This window comes from Pseudodesulfovibrio karagichevae (assembly GCF_041414475.1).
Taxonomy (GTDB): Bacteria; Desulfobacterota; Desulfovibrionia; order Desulfovibrionales; family Desulfovibrionaceae; genus Pseudodesulfovibrio; species Pseudodesulfovibrio karagichevae.
On the sequence record NZ_JBGLYH010000046.1, the window covers coordinates 1 to 22,521 of the forward strand.

The 22,521-nt window shown below is 66.0% G+C and carries 17 protein-coding genes; 8 read left to right on the forward strand and 9 right to left on the reverse strand.

All coding sequences use genetic code 11. The annotated features are described in order from the left end of the window. Positions 1-288 precede the first annotated feature (288 nt). Positions 289-2,457 (reverse strand): acyl-CoA dehydrogenase family protein, encoded by a 2,169-nt coding sequence (locus AB6M95_RS14290; protein ID WP_371387418.1) that lies wholly within the window; start codon positions 2,455-2,457, stop codon positions 289-291. 276 nt (positions 2,458-2,733) lie between these two features. Here AB6M95_RS14290 and AB6M95_RS14295 point away from each other — a divergent pair, with 276 nt between their 5' ends. The 3 genes from AB6M95_RS14295 to AB6M95_RS14305 all read left to right on the forward strand — a co-directional run bounded on the left by AB6M95_RS14295 (position 2,734) and on the right by AB6M95_RS14305 (position 8,752). Further along, positions 2,734-6,576 carry a class I adenylate cyclase domain-containing protein gene (locus AB6M95_RS14295; protein ID WP_371387419.1) on the forward strand — a complete coding sequence of 1,281 codons (3,843 nt, stop codon included), beginning with the start codon at positions 2,734-2,736 and terminating at the stop codon, positions 6,574-6,576. Continuing rightward, positions 6,552-6,875: an antibiotic biosynthesis monooxygenase family protein gene (locus tag AB6M95_RS14300; protein WP_371387420.1), complete on the forward strand. Its 324-nt coding sequence runs from the start codon at positions 6,552-6,554 to the stop codon at positions 6,873-6,875. Before AB6M95_RS14295 ends, AB6M95_RS14300 begins: the two co-directional genes overlap by 25 nt. 179 nt (positions 6,876-7,054) lie before the next feature. Beyond that, entirely contained in the window at positions 7,055-8,752 is a 1,698-nt protein-coding gene (locus AB6M95_RS14305; RefSeq protein WP_371387421.1) for a Na+/H+ antiporter NhaC family protein, read from the forward strand. 87 nt (positions 8,753-8,839) lie between these two features. Here the strand turns inward: AB6M95_RS14305 and AB6M95_RS14310 are convergent, their stop codons facing one another. The 6 genes from AB6M95_RS14310 to AB6M95_RS14335 all read right to left on the reverse strand — a co-directional run bounded on the left by AB6M95_RS14310 (position 8,840) and on the right by AB6M95_RS14335 (position 14,293). After that, positions 8,840-9,295, reverse strand: coding sequence for a TIGR02594 family protein (locus AB6M95_RS14310; protein ID WP_371387422.1), 456 nt, complete (start codon positions 9,293-9,295; stop codon positions 8,840-8,842). 65 nt (positions 9,296-9,360) lie between these two features. Continuing rightward, on the reverse strand, positions 9,361-9,840 hold the full coding sequence (locus AB6M95_RS14315; protein ID WP_371387423.1) for a GNAT family N-acetyltransferase: 480 nt from the start codon (positions 9,838-9,840) through the stop codon (positions 9,361-9,363). 3 nt (positions 9,841-9,843) lie between these two features. Then, positions 9,844-10,683, reverse strand: coding sequence for a DNA polymerase III delta subunit-related protein (locus tag AB6M95_RS14320; RefSeq protein WP_371387424.1), 840 nt, complete (start codon positions 10,681-10,683; stop codon positions 9,844-9,846). Positions 10,684-10,695: 12 nt separating this feature from the next. Continuing rightward, entirely contained in the window at positions 10,696-11,958 is a 1,263-nt protein-coding gene (locus AB6M95_RS14325; RefSeq protein WP_371387425.1) for an adenylosuccinate synthase, read from the reverse strand. A gap of 111 nt (positions 11,959-12,069) precedes the next feature. After that, positions 12,070-12,465, reverse strand: a complete 396-nt coding sequence (locus AB6M95_RS14330) for a hypothetical protein (protein ID WP_371387426.1) — start codon at positions 12,463-12,465, stop codon at positions 12,070-12,072. A gap of 157 nt (positions 12,466-12,622) precedes the next feature. Beyond that, positions 12,623-14,293 carry a methyl-accepting chemotaxis protein gene (locus tag AB6M95_RS14335; RefSeq protein ID WP_371387427.1) on the reverse strand — a complete coding sequence of 557 codons (1,671 nt, stop codon included), beginning with the start codon at positions 14,291-14,293 and terminating at the stop codon, positions 12,623-12,625. Positions 14,294-14,535: 242 nt separating this feature from the next. Here AB6M95_RS14335 and AB6M95_RS14340 point away from each other — a divergent pair, with 242 nt between their 5' ends. After that, the gene (locus AB6M95_RS14340; protein WP_371387428.1) at positions 14,536-15,810 is read left to right on the forward strand and encodes an IMP cyclohydrolase; all 1,275 of its coding nucleotides are present in this window, start codon (positions 14,536-14,538) and stop codon (positions 15,808-15,810) included. A 55-nt stretch (positions 15,811-15,865) separates the two neighbouring features. Here AB6M95_RS14340 and AB6M95_RS14345 read toward each other — a convergent pair whose 3' ends face one another. After that, the gene (locus tag AB6M95_RS14345) at positions 15,866-16,162 is read right to left on the reverse strand and encodes a SemiSWEET family sugar transporter (RefSeq protein ID WP_371387429.1); all 297 of its coding nucleotides are present in this window, start codon (positions 16,160-16,162) and stop codon (positions 15,866-15,868) included. 87 nt (positions 16,163-16,249) lie between these two features. Here AB6M95_RS14345 and AB6M95_RS14350 point away from each other — a divergent pair, with 87 nt between their 5' ends. The 4 genes from AB6M95_RS14350 (at position 16,250) to AB6M95_RS14365 (ending at position 20,601) form a co-directional block, all read left to right on the forward strand. Then, positions 16,250-18,304: a ribonuclease catalytic domain-containing protein gene (locus AB6M95_RS14350; RefSeq protein WP_371387430.1), complete on the forward strand. Its 2,055-nt coding sequence runs from the start codon at positions 16,250-16,252 to the stop codon at positions 18,302-18,304. Between the two features lie 70 nt (positions 18,305-18,374). After that, positions 18,375-18,962, forward strand: a complete 588-nt coding sequence (plsY, locus tag AB6M95_RS14355) for a glycerol-3-phosphate 1-O-acyltransferase PlsY (protein WP_371387431.1) — start codon at positions 18,375-18,377, stop codon at positions 18,960-18,962. 4 nt (positions 18,963-18,966) lie between these two features. Beyond that, a complete protein-coding gene (locus AB6M95_RS14360) occupies positions 18,967-19,938 on the forward strand; it encodes a cation diffusion facilitator family transporter (protein WP_371387432.1) in 972 nt (323 codons plus the stop codon). A gap of 93 nt (positions 19,939-20,031) precedes the next feature. Then, positions 20,032-20,601: a hypothetical protein gene (locus AB6M95_RS14365; protein ID WP_371387433.1), complete on the forward strand. Its 570-nt coding sequence runs from the start codon at positions 20,032-20,034 to the stop codon at positions 20,599-20,601. A 15-nt stretch (positions 20,602-20,616) separates the two neighbouring features. On the opposite strand, the gene hflX is transcribed toward AB6M95_RS14365, so the two are convergent. After that, on the reverse strand, positions 20,617-22,224 hold the full coding sequence (gene hflX / locus AB6M95_RS14370; protein WP_371387434.1) for a GTPase HflX: 1,608 nt from the start codon (positions 22,222-22,224) through the stop codon (positions 20,617-20,619). Positions 22,225-22,521 lie beyond the last annotated feature (297 nt).

Consider the following 22,521-nt stretch of genomic DNA (forward strand, 5'->3'; position numbering starts at 1 on the left):
CAAGGAAAAGGAGAAGGAAAAACGGGGATGCGAAACGGTGCATGTTACCTGCCTTGAGCCATGGCCCGAAGGCGCGCGATGCGGTCTTCAATGGGCGGATGGGTGGGTCTGGTTGAAGTTTACTTCTCAGGGCGCGAAATTGGGGTCCGCGCCCCCCCGCGCCGCCATTATCATCCAAGGCGGTCCTCTCCCCCCTCCTGACGGCGCGGCGACAAAAAGTTTTGGAAGGGAGAGCGCGAGAGGGAAACCTTTCTCAAAAGGTTTCCCTCTCGCATTGTCTTTATCTTGCTAGCCCTGCGGGTAATCGAGGGCTTCGGGGATCATCACTTCGGCCAGGGCGTTGCCCGCACGGTCCTTGGCCAGGCGGGAGCCGGCCAGGCACATGTCGATGGTGGCCTTGAGTTCGCGGAAGCGGGCCAGGTCCGGGCGCGCGCACTTGGACTGGTCGCCGAGCGTGCCGTCCTGGGCGCATTCGTCCTTGGTCTTTTTCGCGGGCTCGCACTTGTCGGCGATGCCGCCGTCCGGAGTCGGGCAACGGTTCCAGTTGAAGCCGTAGACCAGCTCGGAACAGATGCGGGCCACTTCGCCTGCGGCGCGGGCGGCCTGCACGTGGCACAGGTCCTTGTAGAACCCGGTCAGATCGTCCAGCCCCTCGGCCAGGGTCATGGACATGGGGCCCTTCTCGATGAGCTCCATGACGTCGCAGGCCAGGAAGTAGGGGCCGAGAATCCAGCCCAGCGCGTCCGCCATGGGGAAGGTCACGCCCTGCCGCTTGTTGTGGTAGAGCTTGCGGCCGTCCTGGTCCGTGGCCTCCTGGAGGTGGCCCAGGGTCCACTGCCACAACTCCATGGCCGAGGCCAGCACGTAGCCGCCCAGGCCGGGAACGTCCTGGCCCGCGCGGCGCATCTGCCCGATCCAGTTTTCCATGATGCAGCCGAAGATGTCGGAGGTCATGGTCATGGTCAGGTGGCGGCGCTGCACGGCCTCGGGGCCCTCGTAGGTGGCCTCGAGCTGGCAGTCGGTCCATTTCTGCATGAGGAAGCCGGGGCAGTCCTCGGTGATGCCGTAGCCGCCGACCAGGGCCACGGCCTCGCGCATCTTGTTGGCGCCCTCGCCCGTGTTCCAGAGCTTCACGCCGGGGTTGAGGACGCCCGCCAGGGCCTCCATGTAGGCGTACTGGACCAGGGTGTCGCTCGACAGTTCGTTGTACCGGGCTTCGTCGCGGGTGCCCGGAGCGGAATACTCCAGCTTGATGAATTCGCGGACCTGGTCGTGCAGCTTGCGCAGGACGGCCATCTGCTTGCGGATGGAGGTCACGCCCTCGGACTCGAAGTGGGCCTCCTTGGCCTTTTCGATGGGATCGAAACGGTCGGCCAGTCGCGCGGCCGCGAAGGCCAGAGCGCAGCCCGCCTCGCCGGAGGCCCAGACATCCGCCAGGCGCTGCAGGGCGTCCTCGTTGATCTGCAATCCCTTGTCGTAGCGCGGGGAGCCTTCCTTGCAGGCGTCGCCGCCCCGGAAGCGGTTGCGGTGGTAGCGGATGACCGGCTCCACGGCGGAAAGCAGCTTGGCCGAGGTCATCAGCCCCACGGGGATGCGGGTGCGGTGGAAAACCGCGCCGATGATCTCGGAGTGGTTGTACTTGGGCACGATCACGCGGTCGACCACGTCGTAGCCGCCGATGATGCGGGAGGCGGGCACCTTGAGGTTGAGCACGGGGTCGCGGGTGGAGGAAAGCTGGTGGACCATCTTGAGCGTGGGCGCGCCACGGTCGAAGGTGCCCTCGTCGCCCTCTTCGAGGATGACCATAAAGGTTCCCTTGATGCGCTCGTCATTGGACTCCACGGCGGCGGTGACGAAGTTGGCGAAATCCATGTTGGTGATGAACCGGCCGCGCTTGTCGACCTGAAGCATGGGCTCCTCGCCGTCCTTCCACTCGGCCACGGCGGCCTTGCCGCAGAGCACGCCGGTGTCCACGCCCACGTAGGGCAGCGGCTCGGTCAGGGCGAACGCCCCGCGCCAGATCTTGCGGTCCTCGCCCGGCTGGGGCGGGACGCAGGCGGACATGTACTTGTCGCGCTGCTCGGTGGTGCCCTTTTCGTGAATCGGGGCCAGGGCCAGACAGGAGGCCAGGGAGGAGGTGGCGGCGCCCGCGTCCACCCAGGCCAGTTCGAAGGCGACCAGGGCCAGGGCCAGGTTCTTGGGACCCTCGATGAACCCGCCCTGATGGGGGTCCATGAACAGCGCGGTCAGTCCGGCCTGGTCGAAGGCGGTCAGGAGTTCGCCCTTCTGCTCGGTCCACTCGTGCGTGTTGCGCGCCCCTTCGGACACCAGCTTGGCGACGGTGGTGCGGGCGATGGACCGGGCGCTCTGCACGGTCATCTGGAGATCGAAACGCTCGGCGAAACGCCACATGATCTGACGGACATCGTCTCCCGGAAGGGTACGAAGTGTATACATAAGTGTCTTCCCTGAAAGGTTGTTTTTGGACTGGGGATTTCAGTTATCAATAATAGTCCGGGACGATAGGCCATTGTCCCTGGTGAGTCAAAGTGTTTTTGCCCCTTAAACAAGCGTTTCAGCGGCTTCCCGGGCGTTTCTGGCCCGTTTTCGGACCCCGGAAACCGCTCGTTTTCCGGTATTCCGGAAATGCGGATTCGAGGGGGTGGAATACCGCTTTGACTTCGCCTCCGATTCACTGCACTATCGCGCCATCTCAGCAAGGCGGCAGCGGTGATGAGCCAAGACAATCCGAACATACGAACCCTGGCCGGGGCCATCGGCGCCCTCTCCGAGGGTGCGCCCGGCGGCAACGGACCCGGCATCGGGGCGTTGGCGGTGGAGTTCATGCTCTGGTGCGACGAGACGCCCCACCCGACCCACACCGAGGCCGTGCCCCTGGCCGAGGCCGTTCTCGCCCTGAACCGCCTGGCGACCAATTCCGGCGACATCCACACGGTCCAGGCCTGCCTCCAGGCCCTGGTCCGCTCCGGCCGGTTCGGCCGGACCCTGTGCGCCCGGTGCATCAACGCCCACAACGCCCCCCTGCCCCGGCTGGACCCCAAGGTGGCGGCCTGGCCCGCCCGGGACCGGCTGGGCCTGGTCCACGAGATGCTCAAGGACTTTCCCGGCGACATGGACCGCGAGACCCTGGCCTGGGTCGAGGAACTGCTCAAGCCGCTCATGGGCACGGACCCCGAGGAGCTGGTCCCGTTCGTGGCCCGGCTCGGCGAGCAGGGCGAGCTCCTGGCCTTCCCGGTCAGGCAGGTCATCGTCGGCGGCCTGTTCGGCCGCTGGATCAATTCCCGGCTGACCAACGGCGTGGAAGGCCGCGACCTGGAACAGCTCTGCCAGGTCATCCGGGGCGTGGGCGATTCGTCCTACGGCGAGGCCCTGGCCAAGGCCGCGGACCTGGGCCGCATCGAGGCGGACGTCGCGGTCCTGCGGACCATCGCGGCCGTGGGCGAGGCGGGCAACAAGACCATCCTCGGCATGCTGCTCAAAATTTTGCCCAAGGCGGACACCGAACTCGCCGGGGCGTGCCTGGACGCGCTCATCAGCCAGGACCATCCAGCCATGGGCAAGCTGCTGGCCTCGGTCCGCTCCCGCATGCCGGGCATCCGCGCGGCCGCCGTGTCCCGCGCCCCGTTGCTCGGCGACATCGGCTACGTCCAGTACATCGCCTCCCTGCCCGAGGAACGCCGGGCAAACGCCCAGCTCGAAATGCTCGGTGCGCTCGAGGCCATCGCCCCGGACTTCGTGCGCAACGCGGCCGGGAACTGTCCGCCCCGGGGAACCGGCTCCCCCCGCGTCCAGGAGGCCGAGCCCCCGGTCCCGTCGCACCGTGTCGCGCCCGAACCGTCCAGGACCGGCTTCCTCAAGGGGCTGTTCAAATCCAGGCCCAAGAAACTCCAGGACCTGCTGCCCAAGCCCGGCAACGTCCGCGACCTGGACCTGGCCGGGTCCACGGTGGACGGCGAGCAACTGGAAAACCGGGAACTGACCGGGCTGAACCTGGCCGGATCCACGTTCGTCCACACCCGGTTCTTCCGGGGGAAGGTGGGCAATTCCGACCTGTCCGACGGGCTCATCCGTGCCTGCACCGCGTCCGGCACCGAATTCCGGGATGTGCGCTTCACCGGCGTGGAGTTCGCGGCCACCCGGTTCGAGGACTGCCTGTTCACGGACTGCACGTTCACGGGCGCGTTCCTGTCCGGCTGCACCTTCGAGGGGTGCCGGTTCCGGAACTCGGTGTTCAGCGAGGCCGCCTTCCGCGACTGCCGCCTGACCCGCTGCGACTTCACCGTCTGCTCCCTGGCCGGGAGCGCCCTGCACGGCTGCTCCGTGCGCTCCACCCGGTTCGAGGCGTGCGACCTGTCCTTCGCCGAACTGATCGGCGACGAATTCCGGGGCGTGGAGTTCCGCCGCACCTGCCTGCACGCCCTGTACGTCCGGGACTGCGTGCTCCTTTCCATGGAGCTGCCCGGCTCGCCCGTGACCCGGTCCATCATCAAGAACTCCGACGCCGGGCACCCGCAATTTCTGGCCAACCGCCTCCGCCAGATGACCCTGTTCGCCAGGGAGGCGGAGAAAAACGTTATGCCCAGGAGCCGGGAGACCGATCCCTTCCAGGCCCAGAAGGCGCTGGCCGCATGGTCCAGGGAGCTGACCTTCATGCGCCGGGAGCGGCGCATGCTCGACAACAACCGCCAGCGCATGCACCGGGCCATGGGCACCCTGTCCCGCGACCAGCAGGCCTTCCTGCGCATGCTCCCCATGCTCCTGGACAGCGACCTGTTCGAACGCCGCTACAACTTCGGCAACATCCCGTCCTCGCGGGTCTGGGGATACTATCCCTGCCTGACCGACCTGGAGCTGGTCCGCGACCGGCTCGGGCTGGAGCCGGAGTTCGACCCCTCGCCCGAGGTACGCATCCAGGCGGTCTACGCCATGGGCAGCTTGGGCACCGTGGCCCAGACGTCGAGCTCGGACCTGGACTGCTGGGTCTGCTACGACGGCGACGTGACCATGACCATGGAGCACGGGCTCAAGCGCAAGCTCGACGCCATGGCCCTGTGGGCGGACAGCGATTTCGGCCTGGAGGTCCATTTCTACCCCATGCGCATGGACGACGTGCGCGACAACCGCTTCCTGTCCGGCGACGAGGAGAGCTCGGGTTCGGCCCAGGTCCTGCTGCTCAAGGAGGAGTTCTACCGCACGGCGCTCAAGCTGGCGGGCAAGAACATCGCCTGGTGGGTCACCCCGGCCGGGGCCAGCCGCAAGATGTACGAGTCGTGCATCCGCGCGGCCCGGCGCTACCCCCTGTGCGGCAAGCCGCGCCTGGAGGACTTCGGCCACCTGGCCGAGGTGCCCCCGGCCGAATATTTCGGCGGATCCCTGTGGCAGATGGTCAAGGCCATCCACTCGCCCTTCAAGTCCGTGCTCAAGCTCGGCCTGCTGGAGACCTACGCCGCGCCCGGCGCATCCGCCCTGCCCCTGTGCGACCGCATCAAGCGCAAACTGATCCGCAACCGCCAGGGACGGCTCGACACCGACCCGTACACCGCCCTGTACTCGACCCTGCACGACTACTATTCCGGGCGCGGGGAGGACAACGCGGCGGCCCTGCTCAAGGAGTCGTTCCGGCTCAAGGCCAACCTGTCGGACATCCCCCTGTTCATGAACCTGCCCACCCGGCCCGAGGACGAGTCCCTGATCTCGGTCCTGTTCGGCTCGGGCTACGTGGAGCCGGGCAGACTGGCCGAGACGCACCGCACCTGGCCCTTCGACAAGTCCCTGCGTATGGGCGCGCACGTGCGCCGCTACATGGTGGACACCTACCAGCGCATCCAGGAGGGGTTGTCCGCCGGCGGCCGGGCCAAGGACAGGACCAGGGCCCTGGTCAACCCCGAGGACCTGACGCGCATGGGCCGCCGCATCGCGGCCAACTTCGCGCGCAAGAACCACAAGATCATGCGCGTGCCGTTCATGGACACCCGCGAGAACGGCTTTCCCATCCTCCATTTCGCGGCGGAGAAGGCTCCGGGCAAGACGCCCGCCTGGACCGTGCGCGGCGGAGAGCGGGTGGAGGCCAAGCAGTCCGCCGAACACCTCCAGATGCTCCACCGCAACCAGGACCCGGTGCACCTGCTGGCCTGGCTGCTGGCCAACCGCATCTACGCGCCCAAGAGCCTGTTGCAGGCGGACCGGACCATCGCGCCCATGGCCCTCAGCGACCTGCAGAAACTCATGGCCGCCCTGCACGATTTCTTCCCCTTCGCCGAGACCTTCGAGCCGGACATCAACGAGGGCCTGCGCGCCGAGAAGGTCGAACGGGCCTTCTTCATCCTCAACCTGGCCGCCCCGCCCGAGACCGGGCGCGTCGAGCAGGCCGCCGTGATCTACGCCACCAACTGGGGCGAGATGTTCTGCCGCACCTTCCTCCGGCCCGGCCAGATGTTCGAGCACAGTCCGGCCCGCTTCCTGGCCGAAAAGATCGGGCAGCCCCTGTCCGAAAGCGTACAGCTGGGACTTTTCACGCCCAAAGGATCGCAATGCCGAAGAATCAACCTGATATGAACGGCCCGGCCTGTTGGGCCGTGATCTTCACCTCCGTGCGCACGGACCGGGACGGCGGCTACGCCGAGACCGCCGGGCGCATGCTCGAACTGGCCAGGTCCATGCCCGGCTTCCTGGGCGTGGATTCCGCCCGCGAGGAGGTCGGCATCACCGTGTCCTACTGGGACAGCCCCGAGGCCATCCGGGCGTGGCGCGAGCACCCCGAGCACCGGGTCGCCCAGGCGCGCGGCCGCAAGGAGTGGTACGCTTCCTTCACCACCCGCGTCTGCAAGGTGGAGCGCGAAAGCCGCTTTCCCTGATCCGGCCACGCAGAAATTCCTTTTTTGGCAATGCATTCGGAAGTCGATATCCCTTTACCATCGACAAACCCTTATGAATGATATATGCCTGCTCTCCATCTACACAGAATACAATTTTGTATTTCACGGTTGATTTCGATTATTCCGCACTGCAACGAGCACATTTCAAAGGGAACGTCATGCGCAAACCTCTCATACTGTCGGCCGCCTGTCTGGCGGCCTTTCTCATGCCCGCCCTCGCCCTGGCCGCCGACCCGGCGGTGGCCGCCGCCAACGCCGAACACTGGGGCCTGCTGACCCTGATCCCGCCGCTGCTGGCCATCGCCCTGGCCTTCGCCAGCAAGAACGTCGTCCTGTCGCTGTTCATCGGCGTGTTCTCGGGCTGCTTCATGCTCGAACTGAAGGGATGGGACGTGTACCACGCCCTGGTCGGCGGGTTCCTGCACCTGTCCACCCAGGTCCTGACCTCCCTGGCCGATCCGTGGGACGCGGGCATCGTGCTCCAGGTCCTGGCCATCGGCGGGCTCATCGCGCTGATCTCCAAGATGGGCGGCGCCCAGGCCATCGCCGGGGCCATCTCCCGCTGGGCCCGTACCCCGCGCTCCTCCCAGCTGGCCGCCTGGGTCATGGGGCTGTTCATCTTCTTCGACGACTACGCCAACTCCCTGACCGTGGGGCCGATCATGCGCCCGGTGACCGACCGCCTGAAGGTCTCGCGCGAGAAGCTGGCCTTCATCATCGACGCCACGGCCGCGCCCATCGCGGGCATCGCGCTGATCTCCACCTGGGTGGCCTACGAGGTCGGCCTGATCCGCGACGGCTACCAGACCATCGGCATCACCGGCAACGCCTACGGCATCTTCGTCCAGACCATCCCGTACCGGTTCTACAACATCTACATCCTGCTCTTCATCCTCCTGGCCGTGTGGCTCAAGCGCGACTTCGGCCCCATGTACACGGCCGAGATGCGCGCCCGGACCCACGGCAAGGTGCTCGGCGACAACGCCGTGCCCATGGCCTCGGACGAGGCCACCACCCTGGAGCCCGCCGCCCACGTGAAGCCGTCCGTGTGGAGCGCCATCCTGCCCATCGGCACCCTCATGGTCGCCGCGTTCCTGGGCTTCTACTTCAACGGCTACCAGAACCTCGACGACCCGGCCGTGCTGGCCGCGGTCAACGCATCGCCCCTGTCGTTCGCCTCCATGCGCATCTGCTTCGGGGCCTCGGACGCCTCGGTGGTCCTGTTCCAGGCCGCCCTGCTCGCCTCCATGGTGGCCATCGCCATGGCCGTATCGCGCAAGATCATGCCGCTGAAAGAAGCCATCGAGACCTTTGTCACGGGCATCAAATCCATGAACATCACCGCCGTCATCCTGCTCCTGGCCTGGTCCCTGTCCGGGATCATGAAGGAGCTGGGCACGGCCACCTATCTGGTAGGCGCGCTGTCCGACGCCCTGCCTGCCTACCTGCTGCCGTCGATCATCTTCATCCTCGGCTCGATCATCTCGTTCGCCACCGGCACCTCCTACGGGACCATGGGCATCCTCATGCCCCTGACCATCCCCCTGGCCTTCGCCCTCAACCCCGACCCGGAGTTCGTGGTCCTGTCCGTGGGCTCGGTCCTGACCGGAGCTATCTTCGGCGACCACTGCTCGCCCATCTCGGACACGACCATCCTGTCCTCCATGGGCGCGGGCTGCGACCACATCGACCACGTGCGCACCCAGCTGACCTATGCCGTGGTCGTGGCCGGGCTTGCCATCGTCGTCGGCTACCTCCCGGCGGGGCTGGGCCTGCCCGTCACCCTGACCCTGCCTCTGGGCATCCTGGCCACGGCCCTGGTCATCCGCTTCGCGGGCAAGATGGTCGACGCCTAGCCCGACCTCCGAAAAAACGAAAAAGCCCGGATCGGAAAACCGATCCGGGCTTTTTTTCATGCCCGCCGCCGGGCGCGTCCCCACCCGTCAGTACAGCCGCCGGATTCCCAGGACCCGGCTCCTGGGGTAGGCGGTGATGTTGACCTCGTCCCCCTGGTTGCCGCCCAGGACAAGCACCTTGCCGTTCTCCATGCCCGCGTAGAAGCCGACGTGGCCGGTGGCGTCGGTCACCTCCGGCCCCGGCTGGCTGCCGCCGCCCCGCTTGAGGATGACCATGTCGAATCCGACCTCGGCCTCCTCGTTCACGGCCCGCCCGACCTTGAGCCAGGAGCGGGCCATCAGGCTCTTGGACCGGGGCAGCCTGAGCAGCCAGGTCACGTAGTTGGCGAATGCCGAACACCAGGGCACGTCGTCGTCCTCGGGCCAGTCGTCATCGAGTTTCAGCATCGCCAGGACAGCGGGATTCGACTGGCTGCCGGGAACTTCCCGGACTCCGACGAAACGCTGGGCCATGTCGAACGCCGTCATTTCGATCGCGCGCATACGCACCTCCGAACCGCTAGAGTTCAAAAGCCACCGATGCGTCTATACCATGTGGGGGATAAAAATCAAAAGCGGAAGCGGTAGTATTTCACATCCACGTCCATGAGTGGGACCGTGTCCGGGACCTCGTTGCGGGCGATCTCGACGAAGCCGGACTTCTCGTAAAAGCGGTGCGCCGCGTGGTAGACGTCCACGGTGCCGAGGTATATCTCGCGCACGCCGTGGTCGCGCGCCCGGTCAAGCAGGGTCTGCATGAGCTTCGCGCCCACGCCGCGCTCCCTGCCGCGAAACGCCTTCTTGACGAACATCTTGCGCAGGGCGCAGACCCCGCCGCCCACGTCCTTGAGGGCGATGGTCCCGATGAGTTCGTCCTCTTCAAAGGCGAGCCAGAAATTGCCCGCGCCGTGCTGGTAGTATCCGAGGATGTCCCGCAGGTCCGGCTGCTTCTCGGCCGAGGTGGCCACGCCGAACTCCGCGATCTGGATGGTGGTGATGAGCTCGACGATGGCGTCGGCGTCGTGGTGATCGTATTTAACGATGCGCACGGGCTACGCCATTCGGGTGGCGACCCAGTCGAGGACCATGGTCGGGTTGACCGGGACCTGGGTGTTCAGAGCGTCCTGGGCCTGTTCGAGGACCAGGCCGATGCGCCGCAGATCCGCCGGGCCATAGGCCTTGGCCATGCCCGCCGAGAGCGGCGTGGAGCAGGCCCCGGACATGGCTTCGCGCAGCTCGCGCTGCATGCCGATGACCACGTCCATGGCCAGGTTGCGGTCCACCGCGCCGCGCACCTGGGTGCGCTCGAACCAGCCCCGTCCGGTCTGCCAGAAATGGACCAGGGCCGTGGTCCACTCGGTTACCTCGGGCGGGTTCACGCGCACGTCCGGCCAGGACAGGGTGACCACCCAGGAACGGGAGACCAGGGTTTCCAGGAGCCTCTCGCGCTGGGGCGCGGCCAGGACGAAGACGTTGCCGGGCCTCGGCTCCTCCAGGGACTTGAGCAGGGCGTTGGCCGCCTCGGTCATGAACATCTGGGCCTCGGCGAAGATGGACACGCGGTAGCCGTCGCCGTGGGGCGGCTGGCCCCAGGTGGAGCGCTTCTCGCGCACGGAGTCCACCTTGATCAGCCCCTCGCGGCCGTCGAAGAACAGCAGGTCGTTGAAGGCCAGGTCCGCGATCTGCCTGCACGCCGGGCACTGCCCGCAAGGCACGGAGCCGGACGCGCAGTTGAGGCGCATGGCCCAATACAGGGCGAGGGCGACGCGGGACTCCGCGTCGCCCCCCTCGATAACGATGGATTGGGGCGGATCGTGGGCGATGGCGTTGAGCCGCCGGACCGCGTGCTCCTGCCCCGCCAGGGCGGCCAGCGGATCGTCGTGCAGCGTCATGCCCTCCACTCCCTAAAAGGTCTGTACCCGGTCCGGTCCGACCGAGACGATGCCGATCCTGACGCCGGAAATCTCCTCGATGCGCTTGAGATACCTGACCGCGTTGCCGGGCAGGTCGTCCCAGCTGCGCGCGCCGGTGATATCCTCGTCCCAGCCGGGCAGGGTCTCGTAGACGGGCGTGACGTAGGCCATGCCGTTCTGCTCCTGGGGCGGGTAGGCGACGGTCTCGCCCTTGTACTTGTAGCCCACGCAGAGCTTGACTTCCTTGAGGCCGGACAGGACGTCCAGCTTGGTGATGGCCAGCTCGGTGGGACCGTTCAGCCGGGCGGATTCCTTGAGGACCACCAGGTCGAGCCAGCCGCAGCGCCGCTTGCGCCCGGTGGTGGCCCCGAACTCGTGGCCCTGAGACTGCAGGTAGTCGCCGTCGGCGTCGGTAAGCTCCGTGGGGAACGGGCCGCTGCCCACGCGGGTGGTGTACGCCTTGACGATGGCGATGATCCGGTCGAGCTCGCGCGGCGAACAGCCGGAACCCGAGGCCGCGTTGGCGGTGACCGTGTTGGACGAGGTCACGAACGGGTAGGTGCCGTGGTCGATGTCCAGGTGCGTGCCCTGGGCGCCCTCGAACAGGACGCAGTCGGCGGCCTGGATGGCCGAGGACACGTCGCCGAGGTACGGAACCAGGCGTTCGGCCACGGGCATGACCTTGTCGAAGACGGCCTGGGCGTCCACGGGCTCGGTCCCGTACAGGTGCTGGAAGAGCACGTTCTTCTCTTCCAGGGCCTTGGCGATCTTGCCCTTGAGCAGCTCGGGGTCCGCGAAATCACCGGCGCGGATGCCGCAGCGGTTCATCTTGTCCTCGTAGCACGGGCCGATGCCGCGTCCGGTGGTGCCGATCTTGCCGTCCTCGGACTTGGAGGACTCGCGGGCCGCGTCCATGAGACAGTGGTACGGCATGATCACGTGGGTCTTCTTGCTGATCATCACCCGGGTGGGGGACACGTCCACGCCCTTGGCGGCGAGCTTGTCCAGCTCCTCGCAGAACACGAACGGGTCCAGGACCACGCCGTTGCCGATGAGGCACTGCTTGCCGGGGTGCAGGATGCCCGAGGGAATCAGGTGCAGGATGCACTGCTCGCCGTCGACCACCAGGGTATGCCCCGCGTTGTTGCCGCCCTGGAAACGGACGATGGCGTCCGCCTTCTCGGCCAGCATATCGACGACCTTGCCTTTACCTTCGTCTCCCCACTGGGAACCGAAAACCACCATATTGGACATTGTTAGCTCCTTGAAATACCGGGATTGCGGCCCCCGGCCGGGGATGCGCGCACAAACGGTTATGTTCCGTAAATATAAACGGGTGCCTATGTCAACCGGCCGGTGCGGCGGCTACTTGCCGTTCTTGGGGGTCAGGGTGAGCAGCTTGCCGCGGCGGTCTTTCTTGTCCGGCCCGGCCCCGCGGTCCTGATCCCGGGCCGAAGCGAGGTCGCCGTTCACCGGCCCGGAGGGCTTCTCCGGCGCGGTCAGGGCGGCCAGGTCGATCTCCACCGGCCCGTCGCCCGGCTGGCGGGACTGCGCCCAGTTGTAATTGAAAAGCTGGTTCTTGAGGCGGGTGGACTGGATGAGATTGAACACCAGGACCGATTCCTCCCACCGTTTGGTGGGCTCGAAATGGCGGACTTTCTCCGCGTATTTTTCCCAAAGGCTCATGAGCGAGGCCTCGTCGTAGGCATTGATCTGACGGGCGAGCTTCAAGAGCGCCTTTTCCATGTAGCTTTCTGACATCGGTGTTCCTTGATTGATGAAAAAACGCACGCCGGGATTCTTTGCATAGCAAATATTGAGCGCCCCCGCCAAGGCAAAATCGAGGTCCCGCCCGGACAAAAAAAGGCCGCCCGGAGAACCGGGCGGCCGTATTGTTCACAGGGGGGCGTCTTCGGCGTCAGAAGCGTTCGAAATCGCCGTCGTCCATGTCGTCCATCTCCAGGTCCATCCCACCGGATGCGGGCCCGGCCACCGGCTTGGCCCCGCCCTTGCCGAGGGCCTTGGCCTTGGGCTTGGACACCTTGACCTTGTTGGCGGTCGGGACGTAGGCGGTTCCGCCGAGCTTGAAGAAGCTGACGGTCTTCTGCAGCTGCACGGCCTGGGAAGAGAGTTCCTCCGCCGTGGAGGCTACTTCCTCGGAGGCGGCCGCGTTCTGCTGGATGACCTTGTCCATGTCCTGGATGGCCGCGTTGACCTGGGAGCCGCCCGCGTTCTGCTCGTTGGTGGCGGCGGATATCTCCTGGACCAGTTCGGCGGTCTTCTGGATGTCCGGCACGATCTGGGCCAGCAGGTTCCCGGCCTCCTCGGCCACTTCGACGCTGGACGAGGACAGCTCGCTGATCTCGGCCGCGGACGCGCCGCTGCGTTCGGCCAGCTTGCGGACCTCGGCCGCGACCACGGCGAAGCCCTTGCCGTGCTCGCCGGCGCGGGCCGCCTCGATGGCCGCGTTGAGCGCCAGGAGGTTGGTCTGGCGGGCGATCTCCTCGATGATGGAGATCTTCTCCGCGATCTGCTTCATGGCCCCCACGGTCTTGACCACGGCCTTGCCGCCCGACTCGGTGTCGCGGGCCGCCTTGTTGGTCATGGTGTTGGTGGTCTGGGCGTTCTCCGCGTTCTGGCCGATGGATGAGGTCATCTCCTCCATGGCCGCCGAGACCTCCTCCACGGCCGAGGCCTGCTCCGTCGCGCCGTGGGACAGGTCGATGGCCGAGGAGGCCAGCTCCTCGCTGCCCGAAGTGACCTGTTCCGAGGCCAGGCTGACCTCGGAGACCACGTTGCGCAGGGCCTGGAGCATGTTGGCCATGGCCGCCGTCAACTGGCCGACCTCGTCATTGCTCCGGGACACGATGTCCACGGTCAGGTCGCCCTCGGCCATGGCGTTGGACACGGCCACGGCCTCGCGCAGGGGCCGGATGATGCCGCGCAGCACCCAAAAGACAATGAGGATCATGAGGGCCATGCCCACCACGGTGGGAATGAGAATCTGCCAGCGCAGGGTGGAGACCTGGGCGTCCACGTCGTCGACATAGATGCCCGAGCCCACGACCCAGCCCCAGGGCTTGTACAGCTTGACGAAGGAGACCTTGGGCACGGGCTTTTCGGAGCCGGGCTTGGGCCACATGTAGTTGACGAATCCCTGTCCGTCGGCCTTGGCCACCTTGACCATCTCCTGGAAGAGATACACCCCGTGGGGGTCCTTCTTGTCGGTCAGGTCCTGGCCGTTGAGGGCCGCATTGGCCCCGTGGACCACGATGACCTGATGGAGGTCGTTGACCCAAAAATACTCCTGTCCGTGGTAGCGCAGGGTGGCGATCTCCGCCTTGGCGGCCTCCTGCGCGGCCTCCTTGGTCATGGCCCCGGACTCCGCCTTGGCGGCCCAGGATTCGATGATCCCGTACGCCACGTCGACCACGCCCTGCGTGGCCATGCGCTTCTCCTGCATGAGGGAACGTCCGACGACGGGGAGGAAATAGCCGAGCAGTCCGGCCAGGATAAGAACGACGATGGCAAGGAAAAAACTGAGGATCTTGGTTTGCAGTCCCCAGTCCTTGAAGCTGAATATACGCATAATTCCTCCTGTACGCTGAAAATTTCAACGGCGACCGCAACGCCGGACGAAAACCCCGCCTCTTCGCGAGGATTTTCACTTGATTCAATCTTACTATGTAATCGCGTTAGAACAATTATTATTCATGGATTATTTCAAACGTACGCTTGAATCCCGGGACGGGTCTCCCCCCGGTCATTGCCCGCCTGTGGAAGGTGTGTTATGACCGCCCCCTCACACGGCAACAACAGGGAGTCCAAGCGATGAGCGATTTGAAGAAGATGTACCATACCTTGCAGCAGGACCCGTTCCCCGCGGACATGAAGCTGACCCTGGGCGACCAGGAACTGGTCTTCAGGAAGCGGACCTGGGAGATCGACGGCGAGACCAAGGGATTGCGCTACGGCGAGAACCCGGACCAGCCCGCCGCGCTCTACGAACTGGCCGAGGGGCAGCTTGAGGTCGGCGGCGTGAAGTTCATCGGCGCGGGCCAGGGGCTCGTCTCCGCCCTGACCGAAGAGCACATGCTCCAGGCGGGCAAGCATCCCGGCAAGACCAATCTGACCGACGTGGACAACGCCCTGAACATTTTGCAGTACCTGTCCGCCAAACCGGCCGCGCTCATCCTCAAGCACAACAACCCCTGCGGCGCCGCGTGGACCGACGAGGGCGTGGCCGTGGCCCTGAAGCGGGCGTTTGAGGCCGACCGCATCGCCGCCTTCGGCGGGGCCGTGGTGGTCAACCGCACGCTCGACCTGGCCACCGCCGAGCTGATCAACTCCGTGTATTTCGAAGTCGTGGCCGCGCCCGCGTTCGACGCCGACGCCCTGGCCGTGCTGAAAAAGAAAAAGAACCTGCGCATCCTGGAGATTCCGGGCATCACCGAACTGGAGTCGCTGTCCCGGATGCCCTTCCTGGACATCAAGTCCCTGTCCGACGGCGGCATGGTCCTGCAGTTCTCCTTCCGCAACGCCATCCTGTCCGTGGACGACTTCATCCCGGCCGAGGCCGAGAAGGACGGCAACCGCTTCGTGGCCCGCGCCCCCTCCAGGCAGGAGGCGGAAGACCTGCTCTTCGCCTGGGCCGTCGAGGCGGGCGTGACCTCCAACTCCGTGCTCTTCGTGCGCGACGGCGTGACCACCGCCATCGGCACCGGCGAGCAGGATCGCGTGGGCTGCGTGCTCCTGGCCGTGACCAAGGCGTACATCAAGTATGCTGACCTGCTGTCTTCCAAGGAATTGGGCAAATCGCTCTTCGAGCTCAAGCTCGCGGCCATCAAGGACCCGGAGATGAAGGCCAAGCTGGCCGACATCGAGAAGCGCACCGAAGAGGCGCGCGGCGGCCTGCCCGGCTCCGTGGTCGTCTCGGACGGCTTCTTCCCGTTCCGCGACGGCGTGGACCTGTGCATCGACCAGGGCGTGACCGCCATCGCCCAGCCCGGCGGCTCCATCCGCGATTTCGAAGTCATCCAGGCGGTCAACGAGGCCGAGCCGCAGGTGGCCATGGTCTTCACCGGACAGCGCTCCTTCAAGCACTAGCACCGGACGAACGAAAGAAAGTGGGCTTCGCCGGGCAGGAGTTCGGCGAGGCCTTTTATTTGGGGCGGCGGTCGTTTCCCTTGCGGGAAGACTTGTCGTAGACGAGTTTCATGATCAGGATGGACGCCGCCAGAACCAGCGTGACGGCATTGGCCAGGGTCACGGCCAGGGAACCGATGCGGATGCCGTAGACCAGCCACAACATGACCCCCAGGGTGAACAGCAGGTACATGCGCAGGGAGAGGTCCGCCACCGAGCGGGTCCGCCAGGTGTGCAGGACCTGCGGGAAGAACGCCGCCGTGGTGCAGCAACCGGCCGCAAGGCCTATGAGTTCCAGAAAGTCCATCTGCATGCATTTCCCATACGCGCACGGCCTTACGCTGACAACCGTTTCATGCTAACCGAACCCTTAGCGCAACGAAAAAGAATCGACTGATACATGGCAAAAACAACCCCGCTCGGCCCCACGGTCCGCCCCGGAACGGTGGTGGAATTCATGCACGGCGACCAGCCCCAGCTCGCCTGGGTGCTCGAGGAATCGTCGGGCAAGCTCCGCCTGCTGACCATCAACAAGCGCGAGATGAAGCTGCCCGCCGCCCGGCTGCTGCCGTGGCACGGACCAATGCTGTCCGCCGACGCCTCGCGCCAGGACATCCAGAACATCCTCAACGAACGCCAGGAAGCCCGAGGCGAGATTCAGGCCGGGCTGGACGTCATGGAGCTGTGGGAGCTGGCCCAGGGCGAGGTGGAATCCGCGCCCCTGGACTGGTTCGCCGACCTGCTCTGGGAGGAGTGGGACGAGGACCGGCTGGCCGCGCTGGGCCGGGCCATGCTCCAGGCCAAGACGCATTTCAAGTTCCGCCCGCCCGTCTTCGAGATATGGCCCGCCGAAAAGGTGGCCCTGAAGCTCCGGCAGCAGGCCGAGGAAAAGGAGCGGGAGGCCATCACCAGCGTGGGCCAGACCCTGCTCAAGGACCTCTGGGACGCCTACAACCAGGGCCGCAAGCCGCGCCTGCCCGACCTGGCCCCGGACCTGGCCAAGGGGCTTGAGCGCATCCTCCGGGGCAAGGTGGGCGAGATCCTGGACGAGACCGACCGCAAGATATGGACGGCCATCTCCAAGGGACTGCCCGACGTCCCGCACCTGGCCCTGCTCCTGGCCCAGACCTGGGGCGTGCTGCCGCCCCACCACAACTACCACCTGGACGAGGCCGAATACGCCTGGGGCGACGAGTGGTCCCAATCCTTCACCAATGAAATAAAAGAGATAGAAAACCGCTTTTCCAATCAGGCCGAGGCTCCGGAGATCGAGGACGCGGTCTCCATCGACGCCAGCACCACCCGGGACATCGACGACGCCTTCCGCATCGAGCGGCACGGGACCGGGTATCGGCTGTCCATCGTCCTGGCCCGGCCCGAGGCCCACTGGACCTTCGGCTCCCCGCTGGATAAGGCGGTCCTGCACCGGGCCACCAGCCTGTACCTGCCCGAGGGCACCAGCCACATGATGCCCGAGCGGCTCGGCACCGGCCAATACTCCCTGCTGGCGGGCGAGCCGCGCCCGGCCCTGGTCACGGATTTCTTCCTGGCCGCCGACGGCACCCTGGAAAAGGTCGAGCCGCGCACGGCCTGGGTCCGGATCAAGGCCAACACCACCTACGAGGACGCGGACCGGGCCATTGCGGAGCGGACCGATGAATCCCTGATGCTGGCCCACGACCTGGCCACCCACCTTCTTGAGCGGCGGCTGGCCTCGGGGGCGTGCGTCATCCGCAAGCCCGAGCCCATCGTCAGCCTCGAGGGCGACGGCGCGCAGACCTCGGTCAACATAGACCTCAAGGAGCCCAGCCCGCGCTCGGAACTGGTCGTCAGCGAATTCATGATCCTGGCCAACTCGGGCCTGGCCCTGTGGGCCCGTGACAACGGCGTGCCCCTGCTCCACCGCACCCAGGACATCGCCCTGCCCACGGAGGCCGCAGGCATCTTCACCGAGCCCGCCGAGATCCTGCGCTCGGTCAAGCTGCTCCTGCCCCCGACCCTGGAGACCGCGCCCAAGCGGCACGCGGCGCTGGGCGTCCCGGCCTACGCGCCGATCACCTCGCCGCTGCGGCGCTACACCGACTTCATCAACATGGCCCAGGTCAGTTCCTTCCTGGCCTCGGGCGAACCGAGGCTCGACCGCGACGAACTGGACCAGCTCATCACCCACCTGAACATGCGCATCCAGGCGGTCAGCGCGGTGCAGCGGTTCCGGCCCCGGTACTGGAAGCTGGTCTACCTGACCAAGCGGCGGCGCGAGTTCCAGCCCGCCGTGCTGGTGGACGAGGCCGGTCCCATGGCCACCCTGGCCATGCCCCACCTCCAGGTCAACGTGCGCGCGCCCAGGAAGATGCTCGGCGACAAGCTCTATCCGGGCCAGCGGTTCCAGATCAACTTCTCGCGCATCGACCCGCTGACCAACGAGATACGGCTCAGCGAAGCCCTGGAAGAATAAGCGCACTTTTCAACTCGCCGCAAAAACTGTAGTATCACGCAGCTATCGCGATTTATCAGGAGAAATCACAATGACCTTCATTTTCTGGGCCCTGTCGGCCTATGTTCTCGGCTCCATCCCCTTCGGGCTGGTCATCGCCAAATCCGCGTGCGGCATCGACCCGAGGAAGGACGGCAGCAGGAACACCGGCGCCACCAACGTGGCCCGGCTATGCGGCATGAAGTGGGGCATCGCCACCCTGGCTTGCGACGTGCTCAAGGGGCTGCTGCCCGTGGTCTTCGCCGCCTCCTGGCTCGAATCTCCCTTCGCCCTGTCCCTGGTCGCCCTGGCGGCCATCCTGGGCCACGTCTTTTCCTGCTTCATGGGGTTCAAGGGCGGCAAGGCCGTGGCCACCACGGTGGGCGCGTTCCTGGGGCTGGCCTTCTGGCCCGCGCTCGTCTGCATCGTCCTGTGCCTGCTCATGGTCTGGCTCACCGGGCACGTGTCCATGGGCTCCCTGACCTTCGCCCTGTCCCTGCCGGTGCTCATGCTCCTGTCCGGCAACTTCGCCTACATCCCCGTGGCCGCCGTGGTCATGCTCGTCCTGTTCTGGCGGCACAAGGAGAACATCCGTCGCCTGGCCCGGGGCGAGGAAAACCCCTGGCTCAAGAAGGGCTAACACCGTGCGCCCGGCTTCCCCCAAGCGATACGCCGTCTACTCCATCGGCGCGTCGATCCTGACCCTGGCGCTGAAGTTCGGCGCCTGGGGGATGACCGGCTCGGTCGGCCTGCTCTCTGACGCCACCGAATCCCTGGTCAACCTGACCGCGGGCGTGCTCGCCCTGACCGCCATCACCATCGCCCTGCGCCCGGCCGACGCGGACCACGCCTACGGCCACGGCAAGGCCGAATATTTCTCCAGCGGCATCGAGGGCGTGCTCATCATCGTGGCCGCCTTCGCCATCGGGTATGCGGCCATCGACCGCTTCTTCTCGCCCCAGGACCTGCGCCATCTCGGCCCCGGCCTGCTCCTGGCGCTGGCCTCCTCGGTCATCAACTTCCTGGTCGCCAGGATCATGCTCCGCGCGGCCGACCGGTTCGACTCCATCACCCTGGAGGCGGACGCCAAACACCTGCTCACCGACGTCTGGACCTCGGTGGGGCTGGTGGCCGGACTGGCCGTGATCATCGTCATGCCCCAGTGGAAAATCCTGGACCCGATCATCGCCGTGATCATGGCCGTGAACATCGTCTTCACCGGCGTCGGGCTGCTCAAGCGGTCCGTGGGCGGGCTCATGGACGACTCCCTGCCCGAAGAGGAGCTGAAGCTCATCGCCAACGCCATCCACAGCTACGCGGGCACGGAATCCTCCTTCCACGGACTGCGGACGCGCAAGTCCGGCCCCAAGCGATTCATCGACTTTCATCTGTTGGTGCCCGGTTCCATGACCGTGCACGATTCCCATGAACTGTGTGAACTCATTGAAGAACTTATCCATTCCAAGCTGCCCCGCGCAGAAGTGACCATCCACGTCGAGCCGCTGGAAAGCGACACCTCCTACGACGGGAAGGACGTGGGCGGCGCCTGCGCGGCCAGTCTTGGCGGAGAATGCGCCATGATGTCGCCTCCTCTGACGGACAAATCGGGCGAGTAGACGCTGCTCCCCCACCTCTTTCGAGGTCCATGGGCCGATGCCCATGTCTTTTGTCACGTCTATGCCGGCCCAGGGCCGGACACGAGGTATCACATGGATATTCTGCTTCAGATATGGGGCGGGTCTTCGTACCTGCTCAACAAGATATGCTTTTCCCGGGCGGAGCGCAGCGCCACCCCGGAAGGCAACAAGGCCTGGCGGCTACGGTCGTGGGGCATATTCCTGGCCGGACTGCCCGCCTGGGTCGCCGTCTTCGGCATGGAACACAACTGGATCGCCGCCACCGTGGAAGCGGGCGGCGCCCCGGCCATGCTCATCGGCTTCATCATCGCCCTGCGCGGCCACGGCAACGAGCCGAAATGGCTCGACTACCTGGCCCGCTTCGCGGTGGTCTGCGGACTGGCCGCCAGCCTCTACGACTTCGGCGGGATAACGACCCCGACGCAGGTCTATGAGCTCTGCGTGGCCGCCGGATTCCTGATCGGCACCTACCTGTCGGCCAAGGACAACGTGAACGGCTACTTCGGGTTCATGCTCGGCAACCTGAGCTGCGCGGTCCTGATGGGCAGCCAGGGCTATTACATCCTCATGGGCCAGCAACTGGTCTCGCTGGTCTTCGTGGCCGACGCCTACCGCACGCGCAAGAAGGCGGGCCGGAGGTAATGGCCCGGGAAACCGTCAGACGCCCTGCTTCTCCCACGGGAGGTTGCCGAGGATGGCCTCGACCACCGCCTCCAGGGAGGGCCGGTCCACGGCAGCGGCCGGGATGCCCTCGGGGAAAACGCGGCGCATGGCCTCGCGCCCTTCCTCGTCGAGCTTGTCCCACTTGTTCAGGACCAGGATGGACGGGATTTCGTTCAGCTCCATCTCTTCGAGAATGGCGCGGACCGCCTCCACCTGCTCCTCCACCTCCGGGTGGGAGGCGTCGCAGACGAGCACGAGCAGATCGGCGGAGTCCAGCTCCTCCAGGGTGGCCCGGAAGGCCTCCTTCAGGTCCGGCGGCAGGCGGCGGATGAAACCGACCGTATCGGTCAGGACCACCTCGCGCTCCTCGGGGAAGCGGATGCGGCGGCTGGTCGGGTCCAGGGTGGCGAAGAGCTTGTCCTCGGCCAGGACCTTGGACTGAGTCAGGGTGTTCAGCAGCGTGGACTTGCCCGCGTTGGTGTAGCCCACCAGCGAGACCACGGGCAGCCCGGCCTTGGCGCGGCGCTCGCGGGTCTGGGAGCGGTGCCTGCGGACCTGCTTGAGTTCGTCCTTGAGCCGCGCCAGCCGGTCGTTGGCCCGGCGACGGTCGATCTCGAGTTTGGTCTCGCCGGGCCCGCGCCCGCCGATGCCGCCCATGAGCCGGGACATGGCCCGGTTCTTACCCACCAATCTGGGCAGGGTGTACTTGAGCTGGGCCATCTCCACCTGGAGCTTGCCCGACTTGCTCGTCGCGTGCTGGGCGAAGATGTCCAGGATGAGCTGGGTGCGGTCCAGGATCTTGCGCTCGGTGATGTCGGCCAGGTTGCGTATCTGGGTGGGCGTAAGCTCCTGGTCGAAGATGATGATCGAGGCGTTGGCCTGCAGGGCGCGGACCTCGAGGTCGGCCAGCTTGCCCTTGCCCATGATGAACTTGGGGTTGCGCTGGCGCACCCGCTGGATCATGGTCCCGGCCGCGACCAGCCCGGCGGTGTCCGCCAGTTCGGCCAGTTCCTCCAGGGAGAGCTCCTGCACCGGACGCGGGGTCTCGTCCACGCTGACCAGCAGGGCGCGGTCCTCGTCCGAGCCCAGCCCCTGGCCGTCGACCTGGCGGCCGAACTCATCCTCGATGGCCGTGGTGATGAATCCCAGGTCGTGCTCGAACCGGTCCCAGCGCACGGGCGGGAACAGCTCGTAGCTCTTCTCGTCCGGGTTGGGCGGCAGCAGGTGGGCGGCCTCCACGGCCACCGGGAACCCTCCGCTCACGGTCAGAACGGCCACGGAATCGAGCCGCAGGAAGACCATGTCCATGAGGTCCTCCTGGCTCAGGCTCTCCTCGGCCAGGTGGGTGTGCAGCAGACGCAGGCCGCGTAGCCGCCCCGAACTCATGCGCGCACGCGGCAGCTCCGGGATGTAGATGGACCGGTTGTCGCCGACCAGGACCATGGAGACTTTGCCCTGGCGGTCGATGAGCAGGCCGAGTTGGCGGCCGGTGTCCGTGGACAGTTCGGCCAGTTCGCGGGCCTGCTCGTTGCTGTAGACCCCGTCGGTCGGGAATTGGCGTTGGTACAGGCGGGATAACCGCTTGATCTGGTTGGGCTTCAACCCTTGCAGGTTGCCCTTGGGCTTCTGGGCGATGATTGCGCTCCGGGATAAAACGTGCCTGCGGCGGCCCCGCGGCCTGTTTCCGCAACCGAAAAATTCTGGAATTTCATTGCCGATCAGGGAGTTGGGACCGGTGGTCCCAACTCCCTGATCGGAGTGATTCGACTATGCACCCTCTTGCACCGCGCGGCAATCCCCCCGGACGCCGCGCGGCTCCCCTACCTCGTTCTTCTTGAATGACGCCTCAAGGCTTGGGAGAGTGGGTCGACTGTGCATTTTCTCGGGCGAAGCTCAACC

Excerpts from the sequence above, each read along its gene's own strand:
- AB6M95_RS14350 (WP_371387430.1), top strand. The coding sequence starts at position 16,250 with ATGGCAAAAACAACCCCGCTCGGCCCCACGGTCCGCCCCGGAACGGTG.
- AB6M95_RS14340 (WP_371387428.1), top strand. The coding sequence starts at position 14,536 with ATGAGCGATTTGAAGAAGATGTACCATACCTTGCAGCAGGACCCGTTC.
- AB6M95_RS14300 (WP_371387420.1), top strand. The coding sequence starts at position 6,552 with ATGCCGAAGAATCAACCTGATATGAACGGCCCGGCCTGTTGGGCCGTG.
- AB6M95_RS14330 (WP_371387426.1), bottom strand. The coding sequence starts at position 12,465 with ATGTCAGAAAGCTACATGGAAAAGGCGCTCTTGAAGCTCGCCCGTCAG.
- AB6M95_RS14295 (WP_371387419.1), top strand. The coding sequence starts at position 2,734 with ATGAGCCAAGACAATCCGAACATACGAACCCTGGCCGGGGCCATCGGC.
- AB6M95_RS14320 (WP_371387424.1), bottom strand. The coding sequence starts at position 10,683 with ATGACGCTGCACGACGATCCGCTGGCCGCCCTGGCGGGGCAGGAGCAC.
- AB6M95_RS14310 (WP_371387422.1), bottom strand. The coding sequence starts at position 9,295 with ATGCGCGCGATCGAAATGACGGCGTTCGACATGGCCCAGCGTTTCGTC.
- AB6M95_RS14325 (WP_371387425.1), bottom strand. The coding sequence starts at position 11,958 with ATGTCCAATATGGTGGTTTTCGGTTCCCAGTGGGGAGACGAAGGTAAA.
- AB6M95_RS14345 (WP_371387429.1), bottom strand. The coding sequence starts at position 16,162 with ATGCAGATGGACTTTCTGGAACTCATAGGCCTTGCGGCCGGTTGCTGC.
- AB6M95_RS14335 (WP_371387427.1), bottom strand. The coding sequence starts at position 14,293 with ATGCGTATATTCAGCTTCAAGGACTGGGGACTGCAAACCAAGATCCTC.
- AB6M95_RS14305 (WP_371387421.1), top strand. The coding sequence starts at position 7,055 with ATGCGCAAACCTCTCATACTGTCGGCCGCCTGTCTGGCGGCCTTTCTC.
- AB6M95_RS14365 (WP_371387433.1), top strand. The coding sequence starts at position 20,032 with ATGGATATTCTGCTTCAGATATGGGGCGGGTCTTCGTACCTGCTCAAC.
- plsY (WP_371387431.1), top strand. The coding sequence starts at position 18,375 with ATGACCTTCATTTTCTGGGCCCTGTCGGCCTATGTTCTCGGCTCCATC.
- AB6M95_RS14290 (WP_371387418.1), bottom strand. The coding sequence starts at position 2,457 with ATGTATACACTTCGTACCCTTCCGGGAGACGATGTCCGTCAGATCATG.